The sequence below is a fragment of the Trinickia symbiotica genome (assembly GCF_003028655.1).
Lineage (GTDB): Bacteria > Pseudomonadota > Gammaproteobacteria > Burkholderiales > Burkholderiaceae > Trinickia > Trinickia symbiotica_A.
Genome location: NZ_PYUC01000003.1, coordinates 473,589 through 499,555, shown reverse-complemented (window position 1 = coordinate 499,555; position 25,967 = coordinate 473,589). Strand labels below are relative to the sequence as shown.

Genomic DNA, 25,967 nt, shown 5'->3' with positions numbered 1-25,967 from the left:
ATCCGAATGGACACCGACGGCGTCTCCATCGCCGGTATCCTGGCGAAGCATCCGGAGTGTGCTCGCCGCACGGTCCAACGCTGGCTCAATCAGCTAGTCGCAGCCGGGCGACTTCAGGCCGTTGGCGCCGGGCGGGCTCGCCGGTACGTCGCCAGTGGATCGCGGCCGGCGGTGACTGCACATGCGCCAGACGCATTTGCTCATCACTTACCGCTTATGCCGGAGTATCGCAAACGCGATCTGGCCGAACCCGATCCGTTGCGCCTCGCATGGCGGGAAGTCATTAAAGCGGCCGTTCGCGAAGCCGTCCGCCAGCCCGAAAGCGAGCCGCTCGACGTCGTCCGGAAATGCGTATCGAAGCACGAGCTCGGCGCCGACCGCGAGAAAGTCGAGGCGCTCGCGATAGAGGAACTCCGGCGCTTGCACGAGGGCGTGCTAGCGCGATATGGGCTGCGCCCCTCCGATCTTGCGCAATGGCAAACCCGCCAAGCGCAGATGTAGCCAGCGCTGAATCGAAGAGCCAATCTCGCCGCTCTGACCGAGGCTTGGCATATCCGCCAACTGGCCGGCGACTTTTTGGCGAACGATTGAGGGCTGCCGCCGACTCGCTGCCTCAGCGCTCCGATCGGTCGCCGTAGAACTGCGCGACGAGCTCCTGCACCAAGTAGCGATGGTGCGGAGAAAGTGCCTCGATCTTCGATGCCAATTCGATCGTTTCGGGAGTGAGCGGATATTTCTCGTCGCGCGGCAGCGGTTTTGGCGTCGCGCTTGCGGCCGCGTTCGGCGGCGGCCCGTAGTGGAGCCAATGCAGATCGACGCGCAACCATTCCGCCAGCGTCTGCAGCTTGTCATCGGTTGGAATCGTGCGCCCCGTCAGCCATTTGTGTGCCGTTTGCGGGGACACCGGATGTTCGCCGTGGTGGCGCAAATTGAAATGCAACGCAAGCTGCGTCCCGCCCGTCACCTTTTCGGGGCTGCGCAGGAGGGCAAACTTCAGGCGTTCGGAGAACGCCGCTTTCTCTTCGGCGGTTGGCATCGCAAAATTGTGCAATTGAGCCAACGCGAAGGAGACAACCAGGCAGGACAGCTTTAGCCCGCTCGGGAACCGGTTTAGCGGGTGTGCGCCGCCTTTGCACCGGATCGCGAAGCACGCCTGGATAGCGGAAAGCCAAGCCAGCCGCCGCTCAGTGACTGGATTGAGGCGGTTTCCCCTTCTCGTCGTCCGAAGAATACACTATCTCAATTGAGATAAATCGAATTTGTGGTAGGCGCCGCCGTGAACCGCGAACGGTGGCATGAGAAGTCGATCGGCGCAGCGCGCTACAATGCCGGGCGTCTACCGTCTGGGACGCACTTTCTCCGTCCGTCACTGGCCGCGCCGCCGATGCTCCTTGCTGGCGAAGTCGCCGGCTGCAGTTTTCGACCGCATTCACCGCTATCACCGCCATGCTTTCCATCGATTCCGATCCGATCGTCGCCATTGCCACCGCGCCGGGGCGGGGGGGAATCGGCGTCGTGCGGATATCGTGCGGCCGCGGTGGAGAAGCCGCCGCAGAGACGTTGATGCGGGCTCTTTGCGGGCAGACGCTCGCGCCGCGTCACGCGAGCTACGTCGCGTTCGTGGATGCGGGCGGTGCCGTGCTCGATCGCGGAATCGCGCTTTACTTTCCCGCGCCCCATTCGTACACGGGCGAGCATGTGATCGAGCTGCAAGGGCATGGCGGGCCCGTTGTACTGCAGCTCGTATTGCAGCGCTGCATGGAAGCGGGAAAGGCATTCGCGTTGCGGCTGGCCGAGCCGGGGGAGTTCACGCGGCGCGCCTTTCTCAACGATAAACTCGATCTCGCGCAAGCCGAGGCCGTCGCCGATCTGATCGAGGCGAGCACCGAAGCGGCCGCGCGCTCGGCGGGCCGTTCGCTCGAAGGAGCCTTCTCGCAGGATATTCGCGCGCTCGTCGATGAAGTGATCGCGTTGCGCATGCTCGTCGAGGCGACGCTCGATTTCCCGGAAGAGGAAATCGATTTTCTCGAAGCCGCCGACGCCCGTGGCAAGCTCGCGCATACCCACGAACGGCTCGATCGCGTCCTTATCGAGGCACGGCAGGGGGCGTTGCTGCGGGAGGGGTTGTCCGTCGTGCTGGCGGGACAGCCGAACGTCGGTAAGTCGTCGTTACTGAATGCGCTGGCCGGCGCCGAGCTCGCCATCGTCACGCCGGTCGCCGGGACGACGCGCGACAAGGTCGCGCAAACCATACAGATCGAGGGCATCCCGTTGCATATCATCGATACGGCCGGGTTGCGCGAGACGGAGGACGAAGTCGAGAAGATCGGCATCGCACGCACCTGGGGGGAAATCGAGAAAGCCGACGTGATCCTGCATCTCCTCGATGCCCGGACAGGGGTCACGGCTGAAGATGCGCTGATCGCGGCACGATTTCCGACGGGAATGCCCGTTGTGCGGATTTTGAACAAGACAGATTTGACCGATGTCGGGCCAGAGGTCAATCGGCTGGTTGCGGCCGATGGTGACGGTGGGATCTGCGAGGTAAGGCTCTCGGCCAAGAAGAGCGAAGGGATAGACTTGCTGCGTGCGGAATTGCTTCGTATCGCCGGTTGGCAAGCGGGGACGGAAAGCGTCTATCTTGCGCGCGAGCGGCATCTCATCGCGCTGCGGGCGGCGCGAGAACATCTCTCGCTCGCGGCCGAGCATGCGGAACTGGGGAATCGATCGCTCGATCTGTTTGCCGAGGAATTGAGGCTCGCGCAGGAGGAGCTCAATTCGATCACCGGGGAATTCACCTCCGACGATCTGCTGGGGGTGATTTTTAGTCGGTTCTGTATTGGCAAGTGATGCTGCGGATTCAATGGCCCAAGCAAGTCCATGAGAGAACACCGAGGAGCGTCAAAGCCTTGAATTTAATGGATTATTGTCCATCTCCGATTTTAGGCGGCCGTTGACATCCGACACTTATTGGTTCACATTATGGTACACATTCAATCAAGAATTCAGGAATGTGTACCATACATATGCCCAAAATCGTTGTTCCACTCACCGATATCCGAATCAAATCGCTCAAGCCGAAAGAGGCGCGCTACTTCGTTGCGGACGGCAATGGCCTCGTTTTGGAAATCATGACGTCGGGGTCAAAAATCTGGCGATTCCGGCATTCCCTGCATGGTCGTCGGCAACCTCTTCTAACCATCGGCGACTATCCTGCCGTCTCGCTTCAAGACGCGAGGGAGAGAACGCGCAAGTACGCCGAAATCGTCGCCAAAGGTATTTCGCCGGTCGCTGATGCCAAGAAAGACCGTGGCGCAATGAAGCGACTCGACACGGTCAAGATGTTCGCAGAAGAGTGGTACTTGATCGAGCTGGCATCTAAATCGCCGGAGTATCAACGCACCGTCAGACGCGCGCTCGAGAAGGACGTCTATCCCGCGATCGGGAACAAGCCGCTCGAAGACGTAACGCCCGGCGATGTACTGGCGATTTGCGACGAAATCAAGAAACGCGGTGCGCCCAAGATGGCTCTGACGACTCGAAATGTCATCAAGCGGTTGTTCGAGTACGCCGTTGCCCGCCAGTTGGCAACGATCAATCCGGCTCAGGCCGTTGTTGCACGATTCGTGGCTACCCAGAGCAGCCGAACCCGCGTTTTGTCTCCAGAGGAAATCGGGACGGTCCTGCGGTCGATATACACTTCAGACATTCGACGCACGCACAAGCTCGCGCTGCATCTGCTGGTTCTGACGATGACGCGCAAGTCCGAACTGACGGAGGCTGAATGGAGCGAATTCTTTCTCGACGAGGCCGTGTGGAGAATCCCGGCGGCTAGGATGAAGAAGTCGAGGGAGCATTGGGTCTATCTGCCGACGCAAGCAGTCTCGATGCTTCGCGAACTTCAGAGCCTAGCGGCAAGTGAGCGATACGTCTTCCCCTCCTCATATGGACGCGGCGACAAGCCAATCGCCAAGAGCACGCTGAATCAGGCAGTGCGCGCGCTCAGTCTTGATGTCCAACACTTCGTCCTTCATGACTTCCGGCGGACGGCATCGACACATCTGCACGAGATGGGCCTGTCGTCGGATGCAATCGAAAAAGCCCTTGCGCACGAAATTAAGGGTATCAAAGGCGTTTACAACCGGGCGCAATACGCCGATGAGCGCCGACGGATCTTGCAGGTGTGGGCCGATTTTGTTGAGGCTCAGATTGCGAACACAGCCTCGCCGCTCGTCCACTGACGTCAAGTGCAACATCCAGGTGCTTTCGCCTCAGGGCAATAAATCCTATAAAAATCAATTGCTTAAAAGCCCCGCGCGGAATCAAGTCTCGTGCCTCAAAAATAGAGAAAAACAATAATCAAATCATTGCGTTAGCCGCAATCGCAAGGCCGGCGCTGACCGCCCCGGTCTCCTCCGCGCTAAAGTACCCTCCGTTACACACACCTGAACAGAGTAGGTCATTTTCCCTAATCGGCTTAGCCTCTGTATTTTTTATCAATAGGAGTACTAAATGACTGCCATGCAAAAGAAACTACTTCGTCTCCCGGAGATCCTCGAGGCTATGTCCATGAAGAAGTCGTTCTTTTATCTTCAAATCAAGCGCGGACTGATGAGCAAGCCCATCAAGATCGGCCGCAGCTCCTATTGGGAGCGTGAGGCTGTCGAAAAGTTTATCGCCGAGCAGATCGCCAAGCGAGATGTCGCCGACGACAAGGAACCCGCAGTTAGATGCGAGTGATGCCTAAAGCGACGCACATCGCACAAGCGCGTAGCAAGTGGGCGAGTACCCCGTGGGGTGCGTCGCCTTACCTCGGCCTGTCGGCAATCCGGGAACTGTAACAGCACCGGAGAGCTTTTTACTTTTTTATTAGACGCGATCATGTCTATCTCGAAGAGCGAACCGCTTCCGAAATTTTCCTCAAAACCGAAACTGCGCGCCCTGCCGCAGATAGGCGGCCAGCTATGCCTTTTCCCCAACGATGAACGTAAGCCCTTTTCCGCTCACGATGATGCGCAGCCTGTCTGGACGCATGTGGCGATGTTCAACGTATGCGGGACCGAGTATCGACTCAAGCCCGTCCCTCAGGCCCCCCTCCGTGCCATGACGCTGACGATGAACGTAATGGTTCAGCTTCAGCACGAGCGAGACTCCTGGCTTCCTCGGCTGAAATTACCAGGGGAAGCAATCACGCTATCCCTCAAAGACGGTACCGAATGTGTCGTCTGCATCTGCGAGGGCGAGCAGCAGCATTTCGTCGGTGTCGAAAAGCACGGCGGCAAACTGCGGTTTTGCTTCCCGCCTCCGGGTCGTTGGGCTGATATCCACCTAGACTGGCTCGCTGCCGAGCGTTGCCGCTGCGGACGCTTCGATTGCGATCCGGCGCCGTTCCGTCGACTCGCCTGCCCTGAAGCGGATTGATAGACGGCAGCATTGTGGGGCGCAACGACTGCGTTCCGCGCGTCAACGCCATGGTTATCGGCCGCCCCGACAGCAAGCGGTGAGGCTACCGTATGCCACCAAATACACTCGCTTTTTGCAGCCATGATCGACCTACTTATCGTCAAAGCCCCACTCGGAACACCTCAAGACCACCACGAGAAGCGTCTTGTGCATGTTGGTGTGCGTCGACTTTCTAGCCACAAAGTCAGGCCGAGCATCACATTCATAAACGGCCCGCTCACCGCTGCGCAGATGGAGGTCCGGTACTGGATAGAGCACACGGAAGGAATACCGCTTGCGATAGCGTCGGTGAAGATCCCGCTTGCGTCCGCAACTATCGGCCAGAACTATGCACATGCGGGCTTGGACGATATTCGTCTTGAAATGCGCTGTGCAGCCTGGCTTGTGAAGATTGCCCTGACTGCCTGTGGTTTTTCGGAGCGAGAGATTCACCATTTCATCGAGCACGCGCGTACCGACTTGCTGGAACTGACGTGGCACACGCAGACAAAGAGCCGCAACGCTCAGCGGAACCTGATGAAGCGCACCCGCGAGGCATTCGACGGTCTGCGCGCGCTCAGCAGCCGTCAGGATGTTTTCGTGCGCGACGTGGACTTCCGCGAAAGGAACAATGCCTGTGGTCTGCTCGTTACGTTGAAGACCGGTGACGAGTTTCGGCAGTATCCGAAGTACGATCAGGTCGTGGCGAAAACGAACAAGGGGAAGAGCAAGTATGCGGTTGCGCCGTCGATCCGGCCGCGTGCGAAAGAGCTTCTCGAAGCAATTGACACCCACGGCCGTAACGAAATTATTCTCGGCGCTGATACGCTGGCAAAGCTCGGCTTATCTCATCCGGACACGTGGACCCCAGAATCGTTGCGCGGTGCTATTGACTGGTTCTGGTGTACGGCGGGACTCAACGTCGAGGATTCATTTGATCCGGCCACAATCGGAGATGCCGCGAGGCAGACGTTGACACGTTACAAGGCTGGGGACGCTGTCGAGCAATCGCTTTCTGCCGCGACGTTCACGCGGCACCGCCAAGAAATTCTTGCTGCCGGTGGCCCAGATATCGACCCTCGCGCCGCAGGTGTCATGGACAAGCTGAGATCCGTGGGGCGGCAGCTCGCATACGACAAACGCTGGCGAGTGCCGACCGAGTTTCGGAATCTGGTGCTGTGTGATGCCACCGCCCCGGCGATTATCGAGGAACTGAAACAAGGGCTCGAATATGTCCGCGATGGCGTACTGCCGGAGATCGCCGACGAGACAGCGCGGGACGCGTGGCTAGTTCGCTGGAACAAGTTCGTGCAGAGTGAGCGGTTATGGGACCAGCAGTTTGGCATTCAGGCAATCGGTCGATAATGGCGATTCGTCGCTTAACCCCGGGGGCAATTACAACTGCGCTTCGGACGTGCCAAAATTTCGTAATAACGGGAGGGAATCCGTGGACGAACGCATTGCACGAGTCAAGACATCGCAAGATGCCCGCCAACTGGCAGAAAATGCGCTGCGGCTTGGACGTTCAGATTTGTGGGCGCAAGCGCTGGAGCGTGCCCGAGAACTTCAGGCTGTCGAGGAGGGCTACATCAGCCCCGCCCAACAAGCCATAGCCACCGCGCTCTATGCCTATGAAGAAGAGCAGAGCCGGCTCAAGGGGCGCACATTCCGAGCCAATCGTACTCGTCAGATGATGACTAAGCACGGCGCACTTGTCGCGGCGGAACGCTTGGTGCTACACCGGCAACCGACAAAGGGTTTCGAGGTGCTTAAAGAGGCCGGACTGCGAGAGTTGAGTTTCGAGGCCATCATCGATCGTTTCCCTGACGAATTCTCCGCCGTCGCCGTGGAAGCCGCACGCGCACGACTAAATGGTGAGCCCCTGCCCCGCTCGTTGCAAATCGCCTCATCGTCAAACAACTCCGAGGACGAGTCGAACGACGATATCCTCGTGCCAGCGGTGCCGGATGGAGAAGCGCTGACCTTTCTGAACGGCTTCCGCAACCCTGACAACTGGTTCTTGGCAAGCTGGCTACCGCGCTACCGCGAGATAGTTTTGACCATCGCACAAGCCCTGTCCGAAGACCGCCCACAAGATCTGTTCGACATCTTTTGGAAACGCGCCGACAACTCCATCGCCTACGCCGGGCAAGGCATGCTGAGACACGACATAGTGGATGGAATGCGCGAGGAATTAGTCCAAGTCATTCGCGACATTCACGAGGATGGCAGCCCCGCGAACTTCAAACGTATCGTGGAACGCTTTGAAGGCTGGAAGACCGCGAGTCGCATTGGTATGGTGCCACGTCTGCTGATCGCGCGCGCCTTCGCCGGCATACATCCGGACCAGTACCACACCACAGTGGACGCAAGCAGCCACAACCAAGCGCTTAGATGGTTCGTCGAGCATACGGGCTTCGTCATGCCGACCTCCAGCGATTGGGCAACGCGGGCGCAAGTTCTGACGACCCACGTGGACCAAGCCAATATATTCGACGGCGATATCTTGGCCCGCAATATCTTCCCTTGGTTCGTCGTCGATCAGTTGCGCGGCCGCACTGCGCCCAGCAGCGTTCTGCCCGGACACTCGCCGCGCCCAAACACCGCTTTTGCGGACCTCCCGCCAGCTCAGCGCACTATCGCGCTACGACACAACACCATTCAGACGATCTTGTTCGCTCAGTTGGCTGAGCAATACGGCGAGGATCGAGTCTGGACCGAATACCCCACTGGAACCGGTGGCTATGCCGACGCCATCGCCCGGCAACCGGATGGTCGGTGTAATCTATACGAAATCAAGGTTGCGGACACCGCCGCCGAGGTAGTGCGGCAAGCAATGGGGCAGTTGTTGGAATACGGCTTCCGAGCGGGTGGCTTGGAGCCAGTGAAACTGTACGCGGTCGGAGAACCCGCACTGGACGACGTCACGCGGCACTTCGTTGCACGACTGCGCGCCGATTTCAATCTGGACCTTGACTACTTACAGGTCGTATTGCCGGGCGAACCCGAGGTTTCACCGTAAAGCATCAAAATCCTGGGGCGTTGCGTTGCGGCGCAACTCGGGTGACGTTCAACATAGCCGTCTACCGTTGAACATGTGAGCCACGCAGCGGCAGACTACTCACCGTTGCATTTGGCTATGCCGTCATTTCGTTACGGCTTTGTCGGATTACGCTACAGTTTTCGACACAGGACTGGTGCGGGCTTCAACCGTGGCGCTGGCGTTTAGCCAAATGCAACGGCAGGTCAATACGGAGCGACTGGCCGTAGGCGATCGACGGTGGAAAATCGGCCGTGACTTGTCAATAACCACTTTGCAGTAGCGAGGAAGGTCGGTCACAACGCAGCGGAAAATGCCCTGCCTTCGAGGGGCAGCAATCGCGGGGGATACTTCATGCCTGCAGACCGCAGATGCGAATTGTCGTTCGCGGGCAGTGCATACCATGCAGGTGACGCACGAACAGAACCACACGCGCCGCAATTGCCCAAACAATATCGAGTTGCACCTACGACCGACGCGGTTGTGTTGGCGCATGTGTCGATCACCGCGCCAAAGTCGATGTGTCCGATTGGCGGCTGAATGGAGCCTCGATGACGGCCAGCGATGGCCCTTGAACAGATCAGATCATCACGGGGCACATGAGTCGGTCAAAGCTATCCGCACTGCAGTAGACTTACCCATCCAAGCTTAATCGTCTCAGGATTTGCGAAAGTTTTCCGTTTACCATAAACGAGAGAAGGTCAACGCGCTGTGTCGTGAGACCGAGGCCGAGGGACAACCCGATGGGGGAAATAAGATGGCGAGAACTTACCGCCGCCTGAACCTTTTTATGGCAAAGCCATTAGTTGACGGTCAAGCATTTGGGGACCTGCTCACTGACGCACCCGTAGACAATTACCCGATGGCAGACAACTCGGGCATCGACGGGGTGCTCTATGTGAAGCAAAGCACGGAAACGCGGCCTAGTTGGGGTTCAGTGCTCGACGACGTTACGGGCCGCGTCATCCCGAATCTCGCAAATCGATCGAGTTCTGCTGTGCTCCTGCTTCGAGTTGACGGCGACGTCTTCGCCTTTACATTCGGCTATGGGCGGTTTCTGATCGAGCAGTCGCTGTTCGTTCAGGACTTTGGCCTCCGCACAGCGCTCAACACGCTCGATGAAAAATCACTACGCAGCGTCGACTTGCATACCCTCGAAGATCAGCCCGTTCAGAAGAAGTCTCAGGCAGCTCGCGACTCGGAGGTAGGCGTCTTTGGAATCGACATCCTGCGAGATGTTCTTCGCGCTGTGACGGGCGTTCCCAAACGCGGAGTCGGCCTTACGCAGATCGCGGGTGGAGACGCGACCTTCTCCTTTAGCACCGAAATGGAAGCCGCAGATTTCCCCGAGTTGGCACGCCGCATCAAAGGCTACTACGCCAATGACGACTATAAGACGTCCTTCTCGTGGGTGGACAACGTCCGTAAGGTCAAGGACGACGCCTCTATCGATGCGTTGAACGTGCAGTTGGTTCGAGCTGTCTCCGCGCGCAATCCAGGAATCATGGTCACGCTGCCGGAGATCGGCGCATGGGACACAATCCTAGGCTTCAGCTTTACGCGGAATAAGGATGGTGTGCGCCCCGTCATCCAGACTGCCGATTACATCGACACCATTCCTGATTTGGCAAACTTAACCGTCGATGGCTTGAAGCGCGACCGGCTTTTCGTTCACGACGTCGATAGCAACATTACCGAACACTCGGTGTATCGCTGTATCTACTTCGAGATCGCCGACGGCGACAAAACGAAGATCATCTTCGATGGCAAATGGTACGAGGTCGATGCAACATTTATTAGCCGAATTGCCGCGACACTGGACTTGGTCCAGATATCCACCCTTTCATTCCCGGCAGTTGAAGTGTGGGACGAAGAAGGTAAATCGAAAATTGAGTCCGAGGGCGACTACAACATTCGAGCGGCCGCGGCGCATGGATATTTTCTGCTGGACAAGAAGCTGGTCAAGACCAACCGTACCACATCGTCCATCGAACTTTGCGACTTGCTGACTCCTGCCAAGGAGATGGTACACGTAAAGCATCGCAAGGGTGGATCGGCCGGGCTGAGCCACCTCTTTGCCCAGGGCGGTGTGGCTGCCGAAATCATGCTCGGCGACAAAGCGTTTCGCAAAAAGGCGCGAACGGTGTTACGCGGAGTAGATCCGACCGCACGCGATCTCGTTCCCTTGGACAACCTCAGAAGCGCCGACTATGAAATCGTTTTCCTGATTTTGGGCGAGGGGAGTGCGACACTCAAGCAGAATTTGCCGTTCTTCAGCAAGGTCAATTTGTCGAAGGCGTTTGAAAACCTCACGCAACGCGGATTCCGCGTTTCGATCGCCGGTGCTCCGACGACACCGCGCGCGATTCCTTGAAATGGCGAGAATGATCGCGATCGCTACATCAGCTCCTGGCCTCCCGCAGATTGCTGGCAATCTGCGCGTGACGCTTCAGATGCTTGGGATGCGGTCGCGATGCTGTATCGGTCGGAAGACGCAGCCCCGTCCCATGAAGTGTTCCGTACTCTGTACGACGCAAGGCATTCGCGACTTCGACCTTCATTTCTCGATTGACCCACAAGAGACCCAGATCGAAGAGCGTGTGAATGTCTGCGCGCAGCAATAGCCCGTTGTCGCATCGATTCGTATCTTCTCCGTTATACGGGATGATATGGGCCGCCTCGAGTACCTCCTCCATGGCGCAGCCTGTGACGGCACATCGCTTCTCATAGGCATGGAGCAGGATTTTTCTGAACGCCCCTTGTCCGCGGCGCAGAAAGACCGCACGCAGTTCACGTTCGCGCGCGTCATCTTCGGATGTGATCGGCTCGGCGAGTTCTTTGGCCGCCCGCTGTTCAGCGCGGTCGATCGCGGCTCGGGGTGTTCGCTTGCCTAGGCTCGTGCGCGCCGCATTGTGCGATTTGTGCCCTGCGGAGCCGCGTGACGGAGGCACCATCTGGTCGCGTGAAAACGTTACTGTCGTGCGCAAGAACGCTTCCAATTCATCAAGGCTCGTGCCTGCCGCCACCGCGAATTCCAGCGCGTAATAGTCATTGCCATGCGCGTTCTTCAGCGTCTTGCTGATCCCGGGGCCTTTTCTTGCGCGCTTCGCGAACAAAGTGAATCGCACAACGACGTGTTTTTGCCTGGCGAAGAGTTGAACGTGCCGGAAGTGACGTTCTCCCTCGGTTGCATCAAACCGGTACTCCACGAAATTCGTAGCGCGGTTGATATAGCCTTGGTAGCTGCCCTCATAACGGCCGTCCATGAGCTTGATGATTCGCCTGAGGTTGCGTGCCGCATTAGGTTGCTTTCGCATCCATTGTTCGGCGTTCGGACAAGCTTTTACGTTTTTGCTTCTTTTGGGTCTCGCCATTGCTCATCTCCGATGCACGAACTGCCGTCCGGCAGATCAATGCCGTTACCGCCCAAATACGGCCCTAGTTGCCATATTCGATCTGGCGCGACCAAGAACTCGCAACAAAGAGCGGACCCGAGTAATATCTCAAAAAACTCTGGAAGGGTCAGCTTTGCCATCCTTGCCCCACAATATTCTCGGAGCCGAGGCCGCCGCAAAGGCCGCCAGTTCCGCTCCACTTCGTCCCTTCGCTTATACCCGCCGTTCGTCGGGAACAAAGGATTTATCCCTCAAGGAGGAAGTCCTCGAACAGACTGGCTATTGGGCAAAGCCGAGCGGGGTGAGCAGCAAGCCGCCCAGATGGATCGTCCACATTGACGCGACACGTGAGGTTCCCGTCGCTCTGCTCGCGCACGACTCGTCGGGCGTGACGCCCCCTGCTGCTGCGACCCCAGGGTATATCAACAACGGCTCAGGCAAGTGCGCGCTCGCCGCGTTTCGACTAATGCCGGCTGTCAAGCTGGGGCCGGCCAGCTATAAGTTCCCGGACGAATGGGAGTGGATTGTCCAGTTCGCGTTTGCCAGGGCGCTGCCGGTCGGCACGTCGGGCGATGTCCTGACCGACTTCAACGTCCAGGGCAGCACCTTGTCCTACAAAGGTCGCGAGACGCCGAAGACGGCCTATCCCATCGCGCACATCAGCCTGATCAAGACAATGGCCGAGCCCGAGCCAATTCAACTTGCTTCGGGCGAACTCTTCGCCTACGAAGATGCGACGGCGACGCTGTCGGCCTGGCTGAGCGACGGGAACGCGAACTTCGGCGTTTATTCGGCGGACAGCCGAGAGGACATGGAGCGGTTGCAATACGACCTTGGTTCGGTGTTCGAGGCCGAGGCGGACGCCGAAATCGAGCCCGCGCAGAATTTGGAGGTGTTGCCGGCCCCGGATCTCTTCGGCGTTCCGCCGGTCGTCTACAAGCTGATCAACGCCGCCTTGGCCGCTGGAAAGCGGCATTTCGTCTTTCATGGGCCGCCCGGGACCGGCAAGACCACGCTTGCCGAATACGTGGCCGAGCAGATCGCGGGCGACGATCTGTCGGAGGGGGAGGAGCCTTACACGCTGTTGACGGCATCATCGTCATGGAGTTCGCAAGATCTCGTCGGCGGGTATCAGCCGCTTGGGCCGGGCAAGATGGGATTTGTGCCAGGCGCCATGCTGCGGGATTTCCACAAGCCGATCATCATCGACGAGCTCAATCGCTGTCCGATCGACAAAGTGATCGGACCGTTGTTTTCCGTTCTGAGCGGGCAATCGACCTCCCTGCCGTATCGAGTGAAGGTCGAAGACGCGACAAGCGAAAACTATCGCATCCTGCCGAAGCCGAATCCTTCCAAGGCAGACCACGAGTTCGCCCCAGGTCCGGCATGGGCGATGCTATGCACGCTTAACCAGGTCGACAAATCGCAGTTGGAGCAGATCAGTTTCGCGCTGTCGCGGCGCTTCACATGGATTCGAATCGGCATACCCGAAGACCCGGCGGCTTTCGTTCGGGAACGGCTCGAAAAGCTCGAACTGTTGAAGGGAAACGCCGACGCTGCGTTGCCGAATCCGGTCGCGGATTTGTGGACGATCGTCAATCGGCACCGCGAGCTGGGCGGGGCGCCGGTGATTGATTTCTTGAAGCTTGCCGCCGCGATGGATCCCGACATCGACTTTCTGTCGGCTCCGACGCCGCAGACGCAAGAGACCTTCGTCGTGGTGATGGCCTCGACCTTCTTGCCGCTGCTCGACGGCATCAGCCGCGCGGAAGCGATGGATTGCTCGTCGGCTATTGTCTCGGCGTGGGGGTTGTCGGGCGCCGCGTCCGCCGACGTTGAGCAGCGTTTCATGGAGCTTGCGCCCTGAGCATTCCACTTGGCTCCACGCTGTCCGACCATTGCTTGGCCGCGCTCTTACGCTGCCATCGATCTCCGCATGGCAACGGATGGGACTCGAAGACTCCACGCGTTGACATCGAGGAGCGCGAGGAGCTTTTGCTGCGCTGGGCGCTCTCTGACGGGGTTCGGTGCATCGCGGAGCGTGTGATCGCAAACCCGCGAGACATTCGATCCTCGATCGCTTTCGAAACTCAGACGCACTCGGGCCAGATACCGGGGGTGGTTGACGCGCGGGCGACACTCTGTGAGCAGGAGCTCTCAGGCGACTCGACTCTATTTGTCGTGTCCGAGCCTGCGCTTTCCATGCTGACTCGTCGCAACCATGTTCTCGCCTGGGTGCTTCGGGAAGCCGAGTCGCTGGCCTTGTCGGCCATTCGCCGGCACAGGCTCGGTCCTGACCAAGATTGGATACACGCGCGCGTGGGCCTTCTCGAACGGGCCAGCCGCACTCGGATGCTGCGCGAGGTGATGTTGTCGCCCGTAGGGCGGCGCAGGCCAGGCGGGGCCGCGATAAGGGACGCACGCAAGGGCTTGTCGCCTCTCTACCGGATGGCCGCGGATTCGATGCTTCTGTTCGAAGGCGTCGAACGCATGGACGAGGATGCGATACGCTCCATTTTGTCGAGCACACTCGTCGCTCAATTGGAGGACTGGCAGAAGCTCGAACTGGCGGCCGCGCTCTCGGCAGCCGAAGCTTTGGCGCTGGAAACGGGCGATCGGATCAGATGGAAGGGCTCGATTGCCGGCGGCTCCGAGATCGTGGCTGTTGGGCGTTATCGGATCAGGTGGCAGAACGCGCTGCCCAAGCGCGCAGCCGAGCACCTAGACCCATCCGAAGCCATGATCCGAGAGACGGCGGAAGCTCTCAGCGCAGGAATGGGCCTGGCGCGCGCCGATGTCTCGATTCGAGACGCTGAAACCGGAATCGACGTCGCCCACTTCGAATGCAAATGGTTCGGCTCCCCGCTGTCAGCGTCAGCCGCAATCGTCGACGCGATATCCCAGCTTGTGCGATATTGCCGCGACTCGCGTCCCGAAAGCGTCGAGCAAGCGCGAACGATGCTTCGCAACTGTGCGGTGGTGTGCTCGGGATTGTCGGGCTTCGAAGAATCAACGGACGGGTCAAAGCCGATTGGCCTGACTGATTTTTCAGGATTGGCGAGCGGGGCCTTGATCGCGTGGGCGGCAAGGCTGCATCGCAGCCTTGCCGCCGATCCCATCTAATGTCAGCGACTGGCGTCTCTTATCTTGTGGCCCCGCCGTTCGCGACCAACGGCACCTCCGTCTCATCCGCAGGCTGCGAGCAGGGCGTGCTGATCGAGTAATTGGCGGGGCGGGAGCGCGCGTTTTCGGCGTCGGTTTGGAAGCGCGCCATGCCGCCGCGAATGTATTCGCTCGACAGTTCAACGCAGGCCCACTTTCGGCGCAGATTTTCAGCCACCATGCCGGTCACGCATGAGCCGGCGAATGGGTCGACCACCAGATCGCCCGGATCGGTCAACATCCTGATGAAATACTCCGGCAGCAGCGCGGGGAAGCGGGCCGGGTGAATGTCGATTTCGTTCGCGCGGCAGTAGTCTTGGTATTGCCCGTTGCTCTCTGTGTTTGCGATGGCGAGCAAATTGGGCGGCACCGATCCGCCATTGTCCTTCGAGAATTTTTCCGATATGTCATGCCCGGACGGCCGCAGCTTCGCCTTGTAGCCGTTCTTCAAAAGCCCCTTCATCGAGTCGGAATACGGAGCGAGAACTCGCTTGTTGTTCGCCTTCGGATACGGCGTTTTCGAGAGCCACCACACGCAGTTGACGGCGTCTTTGACGCGGACCCGGCGAATGTTGACCCACTCCGCGGGTGAGGGCAGCTTGGCCGGATTCCACCAGTAATGCTCCTGGGCGAGGTGAAAGCCAAACTCTTCGCAGAGCATGATCAACAGCTTGAAGTGGTAGAGAGATCGGGTCGGCGTGCCAGGCTTCCACGCGCCGCCGATATCGATCACCAAACTTCCGTCGTCGCGCAGCACGCGGTTGAACCCCTCCGCGAACGGACGGAACCAGTCGCAATACGCAGCCGCGTCCTCATTGCCATACGACTTCTTGCGAACCAAGCCGAAAGGCGGCGAGGTCATGATCAAGTTGACGGAGTTGGGCTTTGCGCGATGGTGCAAGTATTCGAGCGAGTTGCCGTTGTATATCTTCCCGAGCTTCGTTTCGTGCGCGACGGAGAACGGGCCGTAGCTCTCGCCGTTGATTCGCTCCGGCTTCTTGTCCTGCTTCGCAGCGATGTTGTGAAGATGACGGATGTAGTCGCTGAGCGACTTGAACCCCAACACATTGGAGATTGCCTCCATCTCTTGCCGCTCGTTCAGGGTGAGCCGTAGGCTCGCGATGTTGTCTCGGGGTTCGGAGACATGCGGACGGACCATTCTTTTCCTCTATGTTGCGCGCTGGTTTTGCGCATGCATCTAACTGGCAGGTTATTGTATTACGCTAACCTGGGTCGGCGCCAGGAATTTTTGCGCATGCACCAGGGTGCTTTGCGTCGCTCCTTTAGCCGATGAGCGTGCGTCGTCCCGCGACCAGCAATGGTTTATGATTCGCAGAAACAGCGATTCGAGAAGACCGATGGCAAACCTGCGGAAAGAACAATTGCTAGGTAAGGTACTGGACGCCATGCGTGAAGGTGGATGGCTTCCCAGCGTGTTGGAAGGTACCCATCCTTACCTGATTCAAGCTGTCCACCAAGAGCATTTCGTTTTTCGCATCAGGCTATATATTTGGAACTGCACACACGGCGGGACGAACCGCGCGGCAGACGAATATCGGATTCAATTCACCGACGCTCCTGTGGCGCGATGGGGCGAGTTGACACTTGTGTTGGGTTGGCACGACGAAGCCGGTGTTTTCGTTGGCTGGGATGTGGCCGCACACGACGGACGAACAGCATATTCATCGTCGGCGCAAGTGAAGGAGTCGACCCTGCAAGCCGCCCACGATCGGGCGTTCGCCATGCAGGAGAAGGGCAATGAGATCGTTGTCGCTTTTCAGCCCGCGTTCTTTGTGGACTATGCGCTAGGCCTCACGAGTCTCCACCAGTCGGTGGGGGCTTATGGCGACCAGGCATTGCTTAACCAACTCGACCAGGTTGACGATACCGCCTTGGCCCAAGTCCGAGACGAGACGCGGAGAGTCGTGATTCAGCAGATCGCTCGTCGATATAGAGCCTCTCACTTTCGAGGGACTGTGCTTTCCGCTTACGGTCACCGCTGCGCGTTTTGTGGCATTCAGCTTGGTCTTCTGGATGCAGCGCATATCGTGCCGGTCTTCTCTCCAGGAAGTAGCGATGAAGTCAACAACGGAATCGCTCTGTGCAAGACTCACCACCACGCCTATGACTCGAACCTCGTGGCCTTCGATGTCGACTATCGAATTTTAGTCAACGAGCCGCGTATGACTCAGTTGTGGCAGCGAGGCGAAGGCGGTGGCACGCAGGAGTTTCGTGCTGCGCTTTCCCAATACGTGATTCTGCCGGCCGATCCACGAAATTATCCTGGGCGGTTGTACATTGAGCGGTCTCTCGAAGTTCGGCAGTGGGATTTGTAGCGTCATAGGGCTATGGCTCCGTACACGTAGTCTGTACGGTCCAACTGCCTAGCTGCACGTGGCCGAGCAATACCTATGCACAGTCACGCGGTCGATGCAAAAGTCCCGCGCCAACTGAGAGCGATTCTCGCCCGCTGCGAAGCGTTGCCTCAGTTCGGCTTGCTGCTCGGCTGAGAGTTTTGGCTTGCGCCCCTGATACTTCCCACCCTCCGCCCGTGCGCGGGCAATCCCTTCCCGCTGACGTGCCTTCCTTATTCCGTTCTCGAACTCGGCGAACGCCGCAAACATGGTCAACGCCAGCTTGCCCGCTGGCGTGCCGGTATCGAACTGCTGCTGCAGGATTACCAACCGCACTCCGCGCGCGCCGAGCGTATTGATGGTTGTGAGGACATCAACCGTGCTGCGGCCGAGCCGGTCGAGTGCGTAGACAACGAGGGTATCGCCGTCCCTGAGATATTGCGCGCACGCGGCCCAGCCGCTGCGGCAGTCTGCGGCAGTCGTTCCGCTCGTCGCCTTGTCTGCGAACTCTCTTTCCACCTCGTAGCCAGCGGCGGCAATAGCCTGTCGCTGGTTTTCAACTGTCTGCCCAGCGGTCGACACACGCAGATACGAAATGATGCTCATGGCTGCCCGCCCTCCCGCGCAACGTAGTCTGCGGTGTATCGGCGACGATCAATCCTCAGCCCGTAGGCATATGAAACCATCTGTTCGGGCCAGGCCATGGTAGGTGAAACAGGAAATGGGCCAGCGGTCATGAACTCCTCCTTGGAATGCAAAAAAGCCAGGGCGCGATGTCCTGGCTTCGGTTCGTTGATCGGTGTTTTAGGGCGACGCGTTGTGCGTCGGGGTTACGTAAGGTGGGAAGCCTGTGGTAGCCGAAACGCTTCAATGCGGATAGCTTGTGGTCGCCGTGTGCCGGTTCGTAGCGGAATCTATTCGGTGGCGATCGTGCCTCGCAGCTTCTGGCCGATCCAGTCGTTGATGTCTTTCAGCGTGTCGCTTTCGATGCCGAGGAAGCCGTGCGGCGAGTGACCGCCACAGTCAGATTGCTTGTCGCCGCCTCCCTCGTCCGATTCCTCGGTGATGAATGCGACATTGTTGCGTGAGGCTAGACGCTTGCCGCCAGCATAGTTCGCGACGGGGCAAACGTCGTTCTTGTTGGAGACGATCAGCACCTCGCGGCGGTACTGTTCCGGCACGTCGAGGTCGGATATGCCGGGATGCTTGATGGCAACCGACTCCGGCGAGGTCAGCACGTATTCGTCAGCCAGCTCTGGTGCGTGCTCCAGCACGTTACCAACCGTCACGGTCCCGCGACTCGTGCTAACCAGAGCGATTCTTGAGTTGGGAAAACGCTGGCGCACCTGCGCGATGATCGCCCTCTGATCGACCAACGTATCCTTGCTGCGCCGCCAGTAGTCGTTCATGCCGTCCCGTTGCATGTCGGACGGCGCGTCGGTCAGGACCGCCGCGTAGCCATGCTGGACCCAGAAGTGGGCGGTACGGACGATAAAGTTGCCATGCTGACTCGTCGCGCCATTCTGGTCGAGCCGGGTGGTTCCGTCACCACCGCTATACAGGATGACGACCAGTGGCGGATTCTGCGATGGTGATTCGATGAAGATGCTCTGCGTCACACCATCACGCGTCGGGAAGGTCACGAGGTCGCCGTGATCGAGCGGAGCCGCCGCCACATGCGCGGCGATGAGCAACGCAGTCACTGCGCAATAGAGGCGTTTCATGCACGGTTTCCTGTCGAGTGTTCGGTCAGTCGCAACATCACCACCATTCCTTCCGCTTGAGGACGGTCTTGCGATAGTAATCGACGTTCGCGCACTGCCTGAAGATGACGGCCGACACGATCCAGAGAAAGCGATCAACGGGAACGCCTAGCGCGTCGCCAGCCATGCCGAGGATGACGTCGAGCGCCAGCGCGACGAGCGACAGCGTGATGGCCTTTCGCCACATCCCGAGATACAGGTAATAGAACGGCCCGAACACGAACGCCCACAGGTTCGAGGTAATCAACCTTTTTTCTTTCGCGGTCAGTCGGTTCACTTCGGGCCACCGCCACCATCGTGCGCGCTCGCCGCCCGCCCTCTCAATGGCCGCAAAGCGTTGCCGCCACTTCTCCGGTAGCCCGGAGAAGTCATCATCGGCGGCCGCTCGCGATGAACGGGGCGTTGACCGCTCCGCGACCGAGGACGTGATTGCCTTGCCGCACCCCGCGCAGAAGAGCGCACGTTCCAAAAACTGTGTACCGCACTGTTCGCAAAATGCCATGGTGCTGATCCCTTGGTCCATATCGATATGCCGTGTGTCACGGCACGTCGTGAAAACCGAACTGGCAGAAAGACTCGCGTTGCGGCGGCTCAGGCTCGACGACGTACCGTGCCCGTGAAACGAGTTGCCGCCGTCAAACGGTGGCCTGCCGCCTTCTCAATCCGATCACTCTTTTTTGATTGCCAGAAGTTTGCTGCCGGATAGCGCCAGCTTTCGCCCAACTATCTTGTAGACGAGCTGAGTCAGATGGCTCGGGAAGTTCGGCGAGTCTTCCTGCCCGACCTCGAGACTCTTGACGACGATCTGGTCGCTGTCGAATCCGATCGATTCGACCGAATTTGGAGGCTGGTTGGCCTGACTGCCGCTGCCGTCGGGAAGGAACACCCAAAGCCAGGTTCGCGGAGCTTGCCCGCCCGCGCAGCCGTTTGACATAGCTGAAACGACGGTCACCGGACCGACGCCCGTGAGGTTCCCCGAATACGCCGACGTTGCTACACCGTCGCCGGTATCGCCATCGCACTCTTTGGTAGCGACCCGCTCGACCTGCTTTTCATAGTGGGCGACCTGAGCCGTGCTGGCTGCATGGCACGGCATGGCCGCGAAGGCCGCTGCCGATGCGGCGGCTGCGATCAGGGATGTTGTTAGTTTCATTTTTCGCTCCTTATCCGAGTTGCATCGCGTCGTTGGTGTATTTCTTGATGCGCTCGACACGGGCGGCAAAGTACGCGCGGGTGTCGTCATCGTTGGCACTGAGCCCGTATCGGCGCAGAACTCCATTCATGCGGTTCGCCGCCGCCGCGTCCATGAAACGCGGATCGCGCGGGAAGCCCTCAGCGCTTGCCATTTCCGAATCGACGAAGATGCCGCCGATATCGAGCGCAATACAAAACTCGACGCTCCGATCGAGTCCCTTGCGACCTTGGCGCAAGTGCCCGTAGCACTCGTTCACGGCCGAGAAGATGCCTGCCACCCCACCTTGCTTGTACGTCTTGACCGCCTTCTGTGCCGCAGCCATCAGGTTGATGTCCTGCTCGGACAAGTGCTGTGCGCTGGCAATGGATGTCGACGCGACCAAAAGGGCCGCGAGAAGGACTCGTTTCATTGAAATTTCCCCGTAACGTAGAAATAACACTTTGGGTTTGGTTATCGCGCGTACTTTACTCCAAACCAAACTCAAAGTGTGTGGTATTGGGCGGGCAGCACCGGAACACTTCCGGCATGTCCAACCAAACTCAAAAGTGTGAAGCGCAACTCCTGTTTGCGGCCAACATGCGCCGCATCCGAAAGGCTAAGGAACTGACCCAGGAGAAGATCGCAGAGGCGGCCGACCTGCATCCGAACTACGTCAGTTCGGTCGAGCGCGGCGAGCGCAATATCTCCATCTGCAACATCGCGAGGATCGCCAGCGCGCTCGGTGTGACGATGGCGGCGCTTGTTGCCGAGCACGAACGCGACGGTGAGACTACGGCGGGTATGCCCGACGATATGGTGCGGTAGTGGCTTCGCTGCCGCCTGGTAGCTTGGCGCGCCGTATCAGACCGAGCGGTCGGTTTCGGCGGCACACGGCTGCGTCATTCGTCATCGATCACTCTCCCGTCGCCGATGTAGTCGACGGTGTACCGACGGCACTCGTGCGACAGCCCCTGCGTATGCGCGAGCGCTTCGGCAAGCTCGACCATCAGCCTGCCGATGGCAACGGTATGCGTTGCGGTGATGTCGCCGTTCGCGATCCCCGGTGCCGTGCAGACGTGAAGCACCCCGATTGCTGAAAACCCGTCGTGGAGGATGTGCGACAACAACTCCGCCGACTCGGCCAGCCCAATCAGCAGATCGGGTTCGGCTGCGGCGAAATCGGGGTGACCCGATTCGTTGACCGGCAACAGCGGCAACCGACAGAGGAGGTCGCGCAGCGGCCGGCGCAATAGGTCCGGTGACGCCATCGCCGGTGCGGCAGGATATGTACCTGTCATGTCATCGCTCTGCCTTGCAGTCGCAGCGCGACCACCTTGTGGCCATACTCGCCCTTGGGGTACACCTCAAGGAACCACTGAATGTCGGGCAGGCTGGTCCGCACGTAGTCTTGCGGTGCGAGCCAGTACGCCGGATCGATGACATACGCCACCGTGACAAGTTCGTCGCGATTGCAACGGGCGCGGTGGAACAACACATGTCGACCGAGATTGGTGTGGTCGTCGTAGTCCACGAGCGCGATCGCAAGATCGGGGATGTCATTAGTCGAGCTAGGTTCTTCGTACATGCCAGCGCTGTACCCATAGTGTCCGAGAAGTTTCGCGGCCAGTTCGCCTGTTATGCAATAAGGACCGTGCGGTGGATGATGAAACCGCTCGACGGCCACGCGGCGCACCTCGTCGAGGGTGACATGGGCGATCATCGCGATGACAGCGAATGGACAATCGAAGTCGCCGCTCTGTTGTACGCGTCTGTACGCAGGTTCGAAGCCAGTTTCGGTCACGCGGACGGTAGTTGGGATGCTCGGCATCTTCAATACTCCGAAGGCAGCAAAATCGTGGTCACGGCACGGTCGGCCTCTGTGATGATCCAGCAGCGCTCGGTGCCAACGCTGAAGCTCGACAAGATGCGCGAGCCGTGGCGCACGGCAAACCAGTTCGATTTCGCGTCTTCGGGCGGTACGTCGCCCCAGTCGCCCGTGATATGACGACGGAGAAACTGGTCGGCGGCGATGCCGTTACGGTCGAGCAGATCGAGCGCGCCGGGCGTCGCGACGATCTGCCCCACGGCAAATAGCGGCGTGTTGGGCCGGTTGCGTGGAGCTGAGTTCGGGTAAGTACACGTCATGGAAACTCCGTTCGGGTGACAACGGTTGCCGGCCGTAAACGCACAAGAGCCAGTGCTGCAAACACTGGCTCTTAATGCTTGGGCGACGGATAGCTTTGGTTCTGGTGCTCGGGATTACTTGCTCGCGCCGGCTTTCGTTTTCATTTGATGTACCCCGATTGTCCAAGTGCCGCGGCCAATCAGATTCTTGATGTCGGTACGAACGCGCTCAGCCGGCGGGATTCCTGGCAAGGGGTCCAGCGCATATTCGATCGTCGTGCCCGACGTGTGCGTCGCTTTAGCCCGATGGAACAGAATATGCCTGCCCATATCCATGTCCGGCACGTATTCGACAACCAATAGGGCAACGTCAGGAATATCGGAAACTGTGCTGACCTCCTTGTACACGCTGGCCACTAGCTGAATCTGGGCCAGAAGGGCTGCGATCCGTTCCTCTGTGTAGAAGTAGGGCCCTCGCGCTGGGTGCCGGGCCTTCGCGATGGCGAGCTGCCGCACTTCCTCGCTAGTCTTGAGCGCCCCGAGCGAAAGCATGCCGGTAATCGCCAGCACGTCATCGAAGTCGTTTGCCTGTGAGACGAATGGAAACGCGGGCGTGAAGGTTGTCGGAGTGCTCTCAACGGTGGTTGGGAGGGTAATCGCAGGCATGGTGGCTCCTGAAAATGCAAAAAAAGAGCGCGCAGCAACGCCTGCCTGGCGGCATCGGACATTTCGGGCAGATCAGAGAGGGAAATTCGAAGCGAAATCCGGCCGAACTCCGGCGGATTTGCTCAGGCGTGCGCTGCGGCGCATGGAAGACCGAGCAGTGCGGTGTGGCGAGCGACTATTCGGCTTAACCACATTTTATCAGGGGAAAATCGTTCGGCGGCGACCAACTAACTTTGACCAGGCTGGCGAAATTAGCGCTAAGATTGCGTTCAAGGTGTGGATCTACACCGGAATAATTACAAATCCCGCATATCCGACGATCCGGGTCGCCGAACTACCACCCACGTCCATGGCGGTTCGCAGGTCGAGTCCTCGCTTTTTGGTACACACATTGGTACACAAGATTCCACGACGACGCTGAACCCATTGGCCTGCAACAGCCGTGGTCAAGATCCTCGGTTTTGTATTGAAATAGGCCCGCCCGACCACGGAGCCGTCCGCGCTCCAAAGACGAACATAGAGCTACCGCACGATAGGCCGAGAGCGTTGCTGACACGCTGAACGACCATATCAAAAGCGCGAGATCGCCCGCAGCCGTTCACGTCGCCACCTCCTGCAAGCACAGTGCATGGATATTTCTGGCACGAACATTTGTCGTGTGATGCTTGGCAACCTTCAGCGATGCGCGCTCAACAATCGCCGACCAGCGCCGGACGTCATTCAGGAATAACCGCTGGACCTCCGCCGCGTCTTCGATGACGTGAAAAATATCCGTACCGATGTAATCCTCTCCTTCGACGAATCCCAACGCCGCAAGCTGAGTTCCCAGCGATACGCGATCCGCAATGACCAAACAGCCTGTCGCCATGCCCTCGAACACTTTCGCGACCAGATAATTGAATATCGAGCCACATACCAGCATCGCTGGATGGCGGCGCAACAGCGTTGCATAACGTGGGCCCCCGACAGTCGCAAGCGCGTTGGAATCGGCTCGCATCTGGTTAGTCCGGTCACCCGGATATCCGGGATAGCCGGGGTGATCCACGATGTTGCATACGGCGTCCGGTAGCTTCGCCGCGCAAAATTGACGGAAGGGATACGGCCAATCCCGACAACAAGACGCGATCAAAGACAGGGGCGAAGACGGGCGAAAAGGCGGACGCGGCCGAATGCGGTGTCCATTTGATGCGCTTCTTTACGTCAGGAAACCATTCGGTCAATTTGTTCGGATAAGTGGCCAAAATCAAGTCTGCCCAGTGAAAAGCTCGCAGTCGCTGAGCACGCCGATGCTCGTTGAAGTAATGAACATCGTCGCAAAAGACCACGCGTCTAATGTGTTTCGGGAGCGTGGCGAACGAATCGGCCAAGCGCTCTAGGATTTCATAGCATTCCCAGAGCAGCACCAACCGCGCTCGGCGAATTACATCGCGCAACCGCTCGTCATCCGTCTCGTCGACTACCATCATCGTCCAACCAAGAGATGCCAGGTTCTGGTGAATCTCATGAAATTCGCGCGAAATATATGAATCCCACCCTTTGGGCGTGCACAACACAAAGGCGTCCGGCGGAGCAGCTTCACTTGATTCGCCGATATCAAATTGAAAATCAGTCATCATCGCTATCACGCTAAGTATTGGTTTGCGGTTAACGGCCATGTGAAGGCCGACGTTCGTCGAACGTCGGCCCAGCTACACGGTAAGCAATACCTTTAGCTACGACTGAGCTGCGTTGGAATTTCGGACCAAGGGAAGTGGACGGCTTGCGCATCGGCCGCCGATACGCCCAGTCTGTGACTGGCTGCGTTGGCATGCGGCTGACGCAGCTTTGCGAATGCCCGTGGAAAGGAGCCTCAATCGGCGCGGTAGCCCTCGCTACCGATCGAATTGGACTTAGGATCGGAAGTACCCTCAGCGCGCCCGCAATTCCTCCGTGACCGCATGCACGCAGTCGGCGAATTCCTCCGCCGCGGGCTGTCGCCCCAGCGCACCGCGCTCGACGAGACCGATCTCACGCGCAAACGCATCGTCGCCAAGCGGCAAAGCGATCGTGCTCTTGGGCAGGTACAGTCCCGCCGCCAGCGGCACGAGCGCTACGCCGACGCCCTGCGCGACAAGGCCCACAATCCCCTGCAATTCGTCCAGTTCGACTACGTCGTGCACGCTCGCGCGGATCCGGCGCAGGAAGCGATCGACCAGTCGACCGCCAAACGAATTGCGGTCGTAGCGGATGAAGGGTTCCGATTTCAGCAGTTCGCGCCAGGGCCTGTCTGCCAAGTCGCGCGGTACGAGCAGTGCGAACGGCTCCATCGCCAGCGTCCGCCATTTGAGCTCGGTTGGCAGCGCGAACGGCGGCTTGATGATCACGGCGACATCGACTTCACCCGAATCGACCTGCGCCAGCAAGTTCAGCGACACACCCGGCACGACGCGTATGCGCCAGCCCGGTGCCTTGTCGCGGAAGCGCCGGATCGCGCCGACAAGAAACGAACCCTGCGCGGACGCGATCGATCCCACGCGCAATAGTCCTGACTGGTCGGCGCCGTGGCCGCGATCCGAGAGCCGGGCGTAGACCGAGAGAAGTTCCTCTGCCACGTCCACCGCCTGCCGGCCGGCCGCGTTGAGTGTCGCGGACCGTCCGGTACGGTCGAACAGCGCGAACCCCAACTCTGCTTCGAGCCGCTGAATCTGCGCGCTGACGGCCGACTGCGTGAGGCCGATATGCGAGCCAGCGCTCGCGAAAGTGCCATAGCGAACAACGGCAAGAAAGGTACGAAGCTCACGCAGCATGGTGTCGATTGATCGAAAACTTTGGTGCTAAGGTCGAAAATATATCGCTTTTAAACTACTT

Annotated in this window: 27 protein-coding genes; 12 read left to right on the top strand and 15 right to left on the bottom strand. The window is 59.0% G+C overall.

Translation table 11 applies throughout. The features are described 5' to 3' along the window. Nucleotides 1-6: 6 nt before the first annotated feature. The gene (locus C9I57_RS32690) at nucleotides 7-501 is read left to right on the top strand and encodes a hypothetical protein (RefSeq protein ID WP_181321771.1); all 495 of its coding nucleotides are present in this window, start codon (nucleotides 7-9) and stop codon (nucleotides 499-501) included. Nucleotides 502-613: 112 nt separating this feature from the next. On the opposite strand, the gene C9I57_RS08375 is transcribed toward C9I57_RS32690, so the two are convergent. After that, a complete protein-coding gene (locus tag C9I57_RS08375; protein WP_181321770.1) occupies nucleotides 614-1,036 on the bottom strand; it encodes a transcriptional regulator in 423 nt (140 codons plus the stop codon). 410 nt (nucleotides 1,037-1,446) lie between these two features. Between C9I57_RS08375 and mnmE the strand changes: the two genes are divergently transcribed. The 7 genes from mnmE (at nucleotide 1,447) to C9I57_RS08340 (ending at nucleotide 10,856) form a co-directional block, all read left to right on the top strand. Beyond that, entirely contained in the window at nucleotides 1,447-2,850 is a 1,404-nt protein-coding gene (gene mnmE, locus C9I57_RS08370) for a tRNA uridine-5-carboxymethylaminomethyl(34) synthesis GTPase MnmE (RefSeq protein ID WP_107150135.1), read from the top strand. 176 nt (nucleotides 2,851-3,026) lie between these two features. Then, complete coding sequence (locus C9I57_RS08365) at nucleotides 3,027-4,241, top strand: tyrosine-type recombinase/integrase (protein ID WP_107150134.1); 1,215 nt, start codon at nucleotides 3,027-3,029, stop codon at nucleotides 4,239-4,241. A 271-nt stretch (nucleotides 4,242-4,512) separates the two neighbouring features. Continuing rightward, nucleotides 4,513-4,740 (top strand): helix-turn-helix transcriptional regulator, encoded by a 228-nt coding sequence (locus C9I57_RS08360; RefSeq protein ID WP_107150133.1) that lies wholly within the window; start codon nucleotides 4,513-4,515, stop codon nucleotides 4,738-4,740. Between the two features lie 141 nt (nucleotides 4,741-4,881). Beyond that, the gene (locus tag C9I57_RS32395) at nucleotides 4,882-5,421 is read left to right on the top strand and encodes a hypothetical protein (RefSeq protein ID WP_146166191.1); all 540 of its coding nucleotides are present in this window, start codon (nucleotides 4,882-4,884) and stop codon (nucleotides 5,419-5,421) included. Between the two features lie 123 nt (nucleotides 5,422-5,544). Then, entirely contained in the window at nucleotides 5,545-6,807 is a 1,263-nt protein-coding gene (locus C9I57_RS08350; RefSeq protein WP_146166190.1) for a hypothetical protein, read from the top strand. Nucleotides 6,808-6,889: 82 nt separating this feature from the next. Next, nucleotides 6,890-8,464: a hypothetical protein gene (locus C9I57_RS08345; RefSeq protein ID WP_146166189.1), complete on the top strand. Its 1,575-nt coding sequence runs from the start codon at nucleotides 6,890-6,892 to the stop codon at nucleotides 8,462-8,464. Between the two features lie 775 nt (nucleotides 8,465-9,239). Next, complete coding sequence (locus C9I57_RS08340) at nucleotides 9,240-10,856, top strand: TIGR04141 family sporadically distributed protein (protein WP_107150129.1); 1,617 nt, start codon at nucleotides 9,240-9,242, stop codon at nucleotides 10,854-10,856. A 28-nt stretch (nucleotides 10,857-10,884) separates the two neighbouring features. Here the strand turns inward: C9I57_RS08340 and C9I57_RS33000 are convergent, their stop codons facing one another. Further along, on the bottom strand, nucleotides 10,885-11,748 hold the full coding sequence (locus C9I57_RS33000; RefSeq protein ID WP_219909857.1) for an HNH endonuclease: 864 nt from the start codon (nucleotides 11,746-11,748) through the stop codon (nucleotides 10,885-10,887). Here C9I57_RS33000 and C9I57_RS08330 point away from each other — a divergent pair. Then, the gene (locus tag C9I57_RS08330; RefSeq protein ID WP_107150128.1) at nucleotides 11,747-13,744 is read left to right on the top strand and encodes an AAA family ATPase; all 1,998 of its coding nucleotides are present in this window, start codon (nucleotides 11,747-11,749) and stop codon (nucleotides 13,742-13,744) included. The genes C9I57_RS33000 and C9I57_RS08330 overlap by 2 nt on opposite strands. Nucleotides 13,745-14,079: 335 nt before the next feature. After that, nucleotides 14,080-15,000: a hypothetical protein gene (locus C9I57_RS08325; protein WP_146166188.1), complete on the top strand. Its 921-nt coding sequence runs from the start codon at nucleotides 14,080-14,082 to the stop codon at nucleotides 14,998-15,000. Nucleotides 15,001-15,019: 19 nt separating this feature from the next. Here C9I57_RS08325 and C9I57_RS08320 read toward each other — a convergent pair whose 3' ends face one another. After that, nucleotides 15,020-16,123 carry a DNA-methyltransferase gene (locus C9I57_RS08320; RefSeq protein WP_258187551.1) on the bottom strand — a complete coding sequence of 368 codons (1,104 nt, stop codon included), beginning with the start codon at nucleotides 16,121-16,123 and terminating at the stop codon, nucleotides 15,020-15,022. Nucleotides 16,124-16,397: 274 nt separating this feature from the next. Here C9I57_RS08320 and C9I57_RS08315 point away from each other — a divergent pair, with 274 nt between their 5' ends. Then, nucleotides 16,398-17,375, top strand: a complete 978-nt coding sequence (locus C9I57_RS08315) for an HNH endonuclease (protein WP_181321768.1) — start codon at nucleotides 16,398-16,400, stop codon at nucleotides 17,373-17,375. 48 nt (nucleotides 17,376-17,423) lie between these two features. On the opposite strand, the gene C9I57_RS08310 is transcribed toward C9I57_RS08315, so the two are convergent. The 5 genes from C9I57_RS08310 to C9I57_RS08290 all read right to left on the bottom strand — a co-directional run bounded on the left by C9I57_RS08310 (nucleotide 17,424) and on the right by C9I57_RS08290 (nucleotide 20,760). Further along, nucleotides 17,424-17,999, bottom strand: coding sequence for a recombinase family protein (locus C9I57_RS08310; protein WP_107150125.1), 576 nt, complete (start codon nucleotides 17,997-17,999; stop codon nucleotides 17,424-17,426). A 308-nt stretch (nucleotides 18,000-18,307) separates the two neighbouring features. Beyond that, the gene (locus C9I57_RS08305; protein ID WP_107150124.1) at nucleotides 18,308-19,117 is read right to left on the bottom strand and encodes an alpha/beta hydrolase family protein; all 810 of its coding nucleotides are present in this window, start codon (nucleotides 19,115-19,117) and stop codon (nucleotides 18,308-18,310) included. Between the two features lie 37 nt (nucleotides 19,118-19,154). Then, entirely contained in the window at nucleotides 19,155-19,433 is a 279-nt protein-coding gene (locus C9I57_RS33795; protein WP_181321767.1) for a DUF2628 domain-containing protein, read from the bottom strand. Nucleotides 19,434-19,823: 390 nt separating this feature from the next. After that, nucleotides 19,824-20,309, bottom strand: a complete 486-nt coding sequence (locus C9I57_RS08295; RefSeq protein ID WP_107150122.1) for a hypothetical protein — start codon at nucleotides 20,307-20,309, stop codon at nucleotides 19,824-19,826. Between the two features lie 10 nt (nucleotides 20,310-20,319). Next, a complete protein-coding gene (locus C9I57_RS08290) occupies nucleotides 20,320-20,760 on the bottom strand; it encodes a hypothetical protein (protein ID WP_146166187.1) in 441 nt (146 codons plus the stop codon). A 116-nt stretch (nucleotides 20,761-20,876) separates the two neighbouring features. Here C9I57_RS08290 and C9I57_RS08285 point away from each other — a divergent pair, with 116 nt between their 5' ends. Continuing rightward, entirely contained in the window at nucleotides 20,877-21,155 is a 279-nt protein-coding gene (locus C9I57_RS08285) for a helix-turn-helix domain-containing protein (protein WP_107150120.1), read from the top strand. A gap of 74 nt (nucleotides 21,156-21,229) precedes the next feature. Here the strand turns inward: C9I57_RS08285 and C9I57_RS08280 are convergent, their stop codons facing one another. The 7 genes from C9I57_RS08280 to C9I57_RS08250 all read right to left on the bottom strand — a co-directional run bounded on the left by C9I57_RS08280 (nucleotide 21,230) and on the right by C9I57_RS08250 (nucleotide 25,906). Then, nucleotides 21,230-21,628, bottom strand: a complete 399-nt coding sequence (locus C9I57_RS08280) for a hypothetical protein (RefSeq protein WP_107150119.1) — start codon at nucleotides 21,626-21,628, stop codon at nucleotides 21,230-21,232. Beyond that, nucleotides 21,625-22,158 carry a hypothetical protein gene (locus tag C9I57_RS08275; RefSeq protein WP_107150118.1) on the bottom strand — a complete coding sequence of 178 codons (534 nt, stop codon included), beginning with the start codon at nucleotides 22,156-22,158 and terminating at the stop codon, nucleotides 21,625-21,627. The genes C9I57_RS08280 and C9I57_RS08275 overlap by 4 nt, the downstream gene beginning before the upstream one ends. A gap of 2 nt (nucleotides 22,159-22,160) precedes the next feature. Further along, nucleotides 22,161-22,475 (bottom strand): hypothetical protein, encoded by a 315-nt coding sequence (locus C9I57_RS08270; RefSeq protein WP_107150117.1) that lies wholly within the window; start codon nucleotides 22,473-22,475, stop codon nucleotides 22,161-22,163. 114 nt (nucleotides 22,476-22,589) lie between these two features. Continuing rightward, nucleotides 22,590-23,120, bottom strand: a complete 531-nt coding sequence (locus tag C9I57_RS08265) for a hypothetical protein (RefSeq protein ID WP_107150116.1) — start codon at nucleotides 23,118-23,120, stop codon at nucleotides 22,590-22,592. 598 nt (nucleotides 23,121-23,718) lie between these two features. Beyond that, a complete protein-coding gene (locus tag C9I57_RS08260; RefSeq protein WP_107150115.1) occupies nucleotides 23,719-24,117 on the bottom strand; it encodes a glycosyltransferase in 399 nt (132 codons plus the stop codon). Between the two features lie 13 nt (nucleotides 24,118-24,130). Further along, entirely contained in the window at nucleotides 24,131-24,736 is a 606-nt protein-coding gene (locus C9I57_RS08255; RefSeq protein ID WP_146166186.1) for a hypothetical protein, read from the bottom strand. 291 nt (nucleotides 24,737-25,027) lie between these two features. After that, entirely contained in the window at nucleotides 25,028-25,906 is an 879-nt protein-coding gene (locus C9I57_RS08250) for a LysR family transcriptional regulator (RefSeq protein WP_107150113.1), read from the bottom strand. Nucleotides 25,907-25,967 lie beyond the last annotated feature (61 nt).

Bases quoted from the DNA above. Each gene is read 5' to 3' on its own strand.
- C9I57_RS32690 (WP_181321771.1), top strand. From the start codon at position 7: ATGGACACCGACGGCGTCTCCATCGCCGGTATCCTGGCGAAGCATCCG.
- C9I57_RS08375 (WP_181321770.1), bottom strand. From the start codon at position 1,036: ATGCCAACCGCCGAAGAGAAAGCGGCGTTCTCCGAACGCCTGAAGTTT.
- mnmE (WP_107150135.1), top strand. From the start codon at position 1,447: ATGCTTTCCATCGATTCCGATCCGATCGTCGCCATTGCCACCGCGCCG.
- C9I57_RS08365 (WP_107150134.1), top strand. From the start codon at position 3,027: ATGCCCAAAATCGTTGTTCCACTCACCGATATCCGAATCAAATCGCTC.
- C9I57_RS08360 (WP_107150133.1), top strand. From the start codon at position 4,513: ATGACTGCCATGCAAAAGAAACTACTTCGTCTCCCGGAGATCCTCGAG.
- C9I57_RS32395 (WP_146166191.1), top strand. From the start codon at position 4,882: ATGTCTATCTCGAAGAGCGAACCGCTTCCGAAATTTTCCTCAAAACCG.
- C9I57_RS08350 (WP_146166190.1), top strand. From the start codon at position 5,545: ATGATCGACCTACTTATCGTCAAAGCCCCACTCGGAACACCTCAAGAC.
- C9I57_RS08340 (WP_107150129.1), top strand. From the start codon at position 9,240: ATGGCGAGAACTTACCGCCGCCTGAACCTTTTTATGGCAAAGCCATTA.
- C9I57_RS08330 (WP_107150128.1), top strand. From the start codon at position 11,747: ATGAGCTTGATGATTCGCCTGAGGTTGCGTGCCGCATTAGGTTGCTTT.
- C9I57_RS33000 (WP_219909857.1), bottom strand. From the start codon at position 11,748: ATGGACGGCCGTTATGAGGGCAGCTACCAAGGCTATATCAACCGCGCT.
- C9I57_RS08325 (WP_146166188.1), top strand. From the start codon at position 14,080: ATGCTGACTCGTCGCAACCATGTTCTCGCCTGGGTGCTTCGGGAAGCC.
- C9I57_RS08320 (WP_258187551.1), bottom strand. From the start codon at position 16,123: ATGGAGGCAATCTCCAATGTGTTGGGGTTCAAGTCGCTCAGCGACTAC.
- C9I57_RS08315 (WP_181321768.1), top strand. From the start codon at position 16,398: ATGGCAAACCTGCGGAAAGAACAATTGCTAGGTAAGGTACTGGACGCC.
- C9I57_RS08310 (WP_107150125.1), bottom strand. From the start codon at position 17,999: ATGAGCATCATTTCGTATCTGCGTGTGTCGACCGCTGGGCAGACAGTT.
- C9I57_RS08305 (WP_107150124.1), bottom strand. From the start codon at position 19,117: ATGAAACGCCTCTATTGCGCAGTGACTGCGTTGCTCATCGCCGCGCAT.
- C9I57_RS08295 (WP_107150122.1), bottom strand. From the start codon at position 20,309: ATGAAACTAACAACATCCCTGATCGCAGCCGCCGCATCGGCAGCGGCC.
- C9I57_RS08290 (WP_146166187.1), bottom strand. From the start codon at position 20,760: ATGAAACGAGTCCTTCTCGCGGCCCTTTTGGTCGCGTCGACATCCATT.
- C9I57_RS08285 (WP_107150120.1), top strand. From the start codon at position 20,877: ATGTCCAACCAAACTCAAAAGTGTGAAGCGCAACTCCTGTTTGCGGCC.
- C9I57_RS08280 (WP_107150119.1), bottom strand. From the start codon at position 21,628: ATGACAGGTACATATCCTGCCGCACCGGCGATGGCGTCACCGGACCTA.
- C9I57_RS08275 (WP_107150118.1), bottom strand. From the start codon at position 22,158: ATGCCGAGCATCCCAACTACCGTCCGCGTGACCGAAACTGGCTTCGAA.
- C9I57_RS08270 (WP_107150117.1), bottom strand. From the start codon at position 22,475: ATGACGTGTACTTACCCGAACTCAGCTCCACGCAACCGGCCCAACACG.
- C9I57_RS08265 (WP_107150116.1), bottom strand. From the start codon at position 23,120: ATGCCTGCGATTACCCTCCCAACCACCGTTGAGAGCACTCCGACAACC.
- C9I57_RS08260 (WP_107150115.1), bottom strand. From the start codon at position 24,117: ATGCGAGCCGATTCCAACGCGCTTGCGACTGTCGGGGGCCCACGTTAT.
- C9I57_RS08255 (WP_146166186.1), bottom strand. From the start codon at position 24,736: ATGATGACTGATTTTCAATTTGATATCGGCGAATCAAGTGAAGCTGCT.
- C9I57_RS08250 (WP_107150113.1), bottom strand. From the start codon at position 25,906: ATGCTGCGTGAGCTTCGTACCTTTCTTGCCGTTGTTCGCTATGGCACT.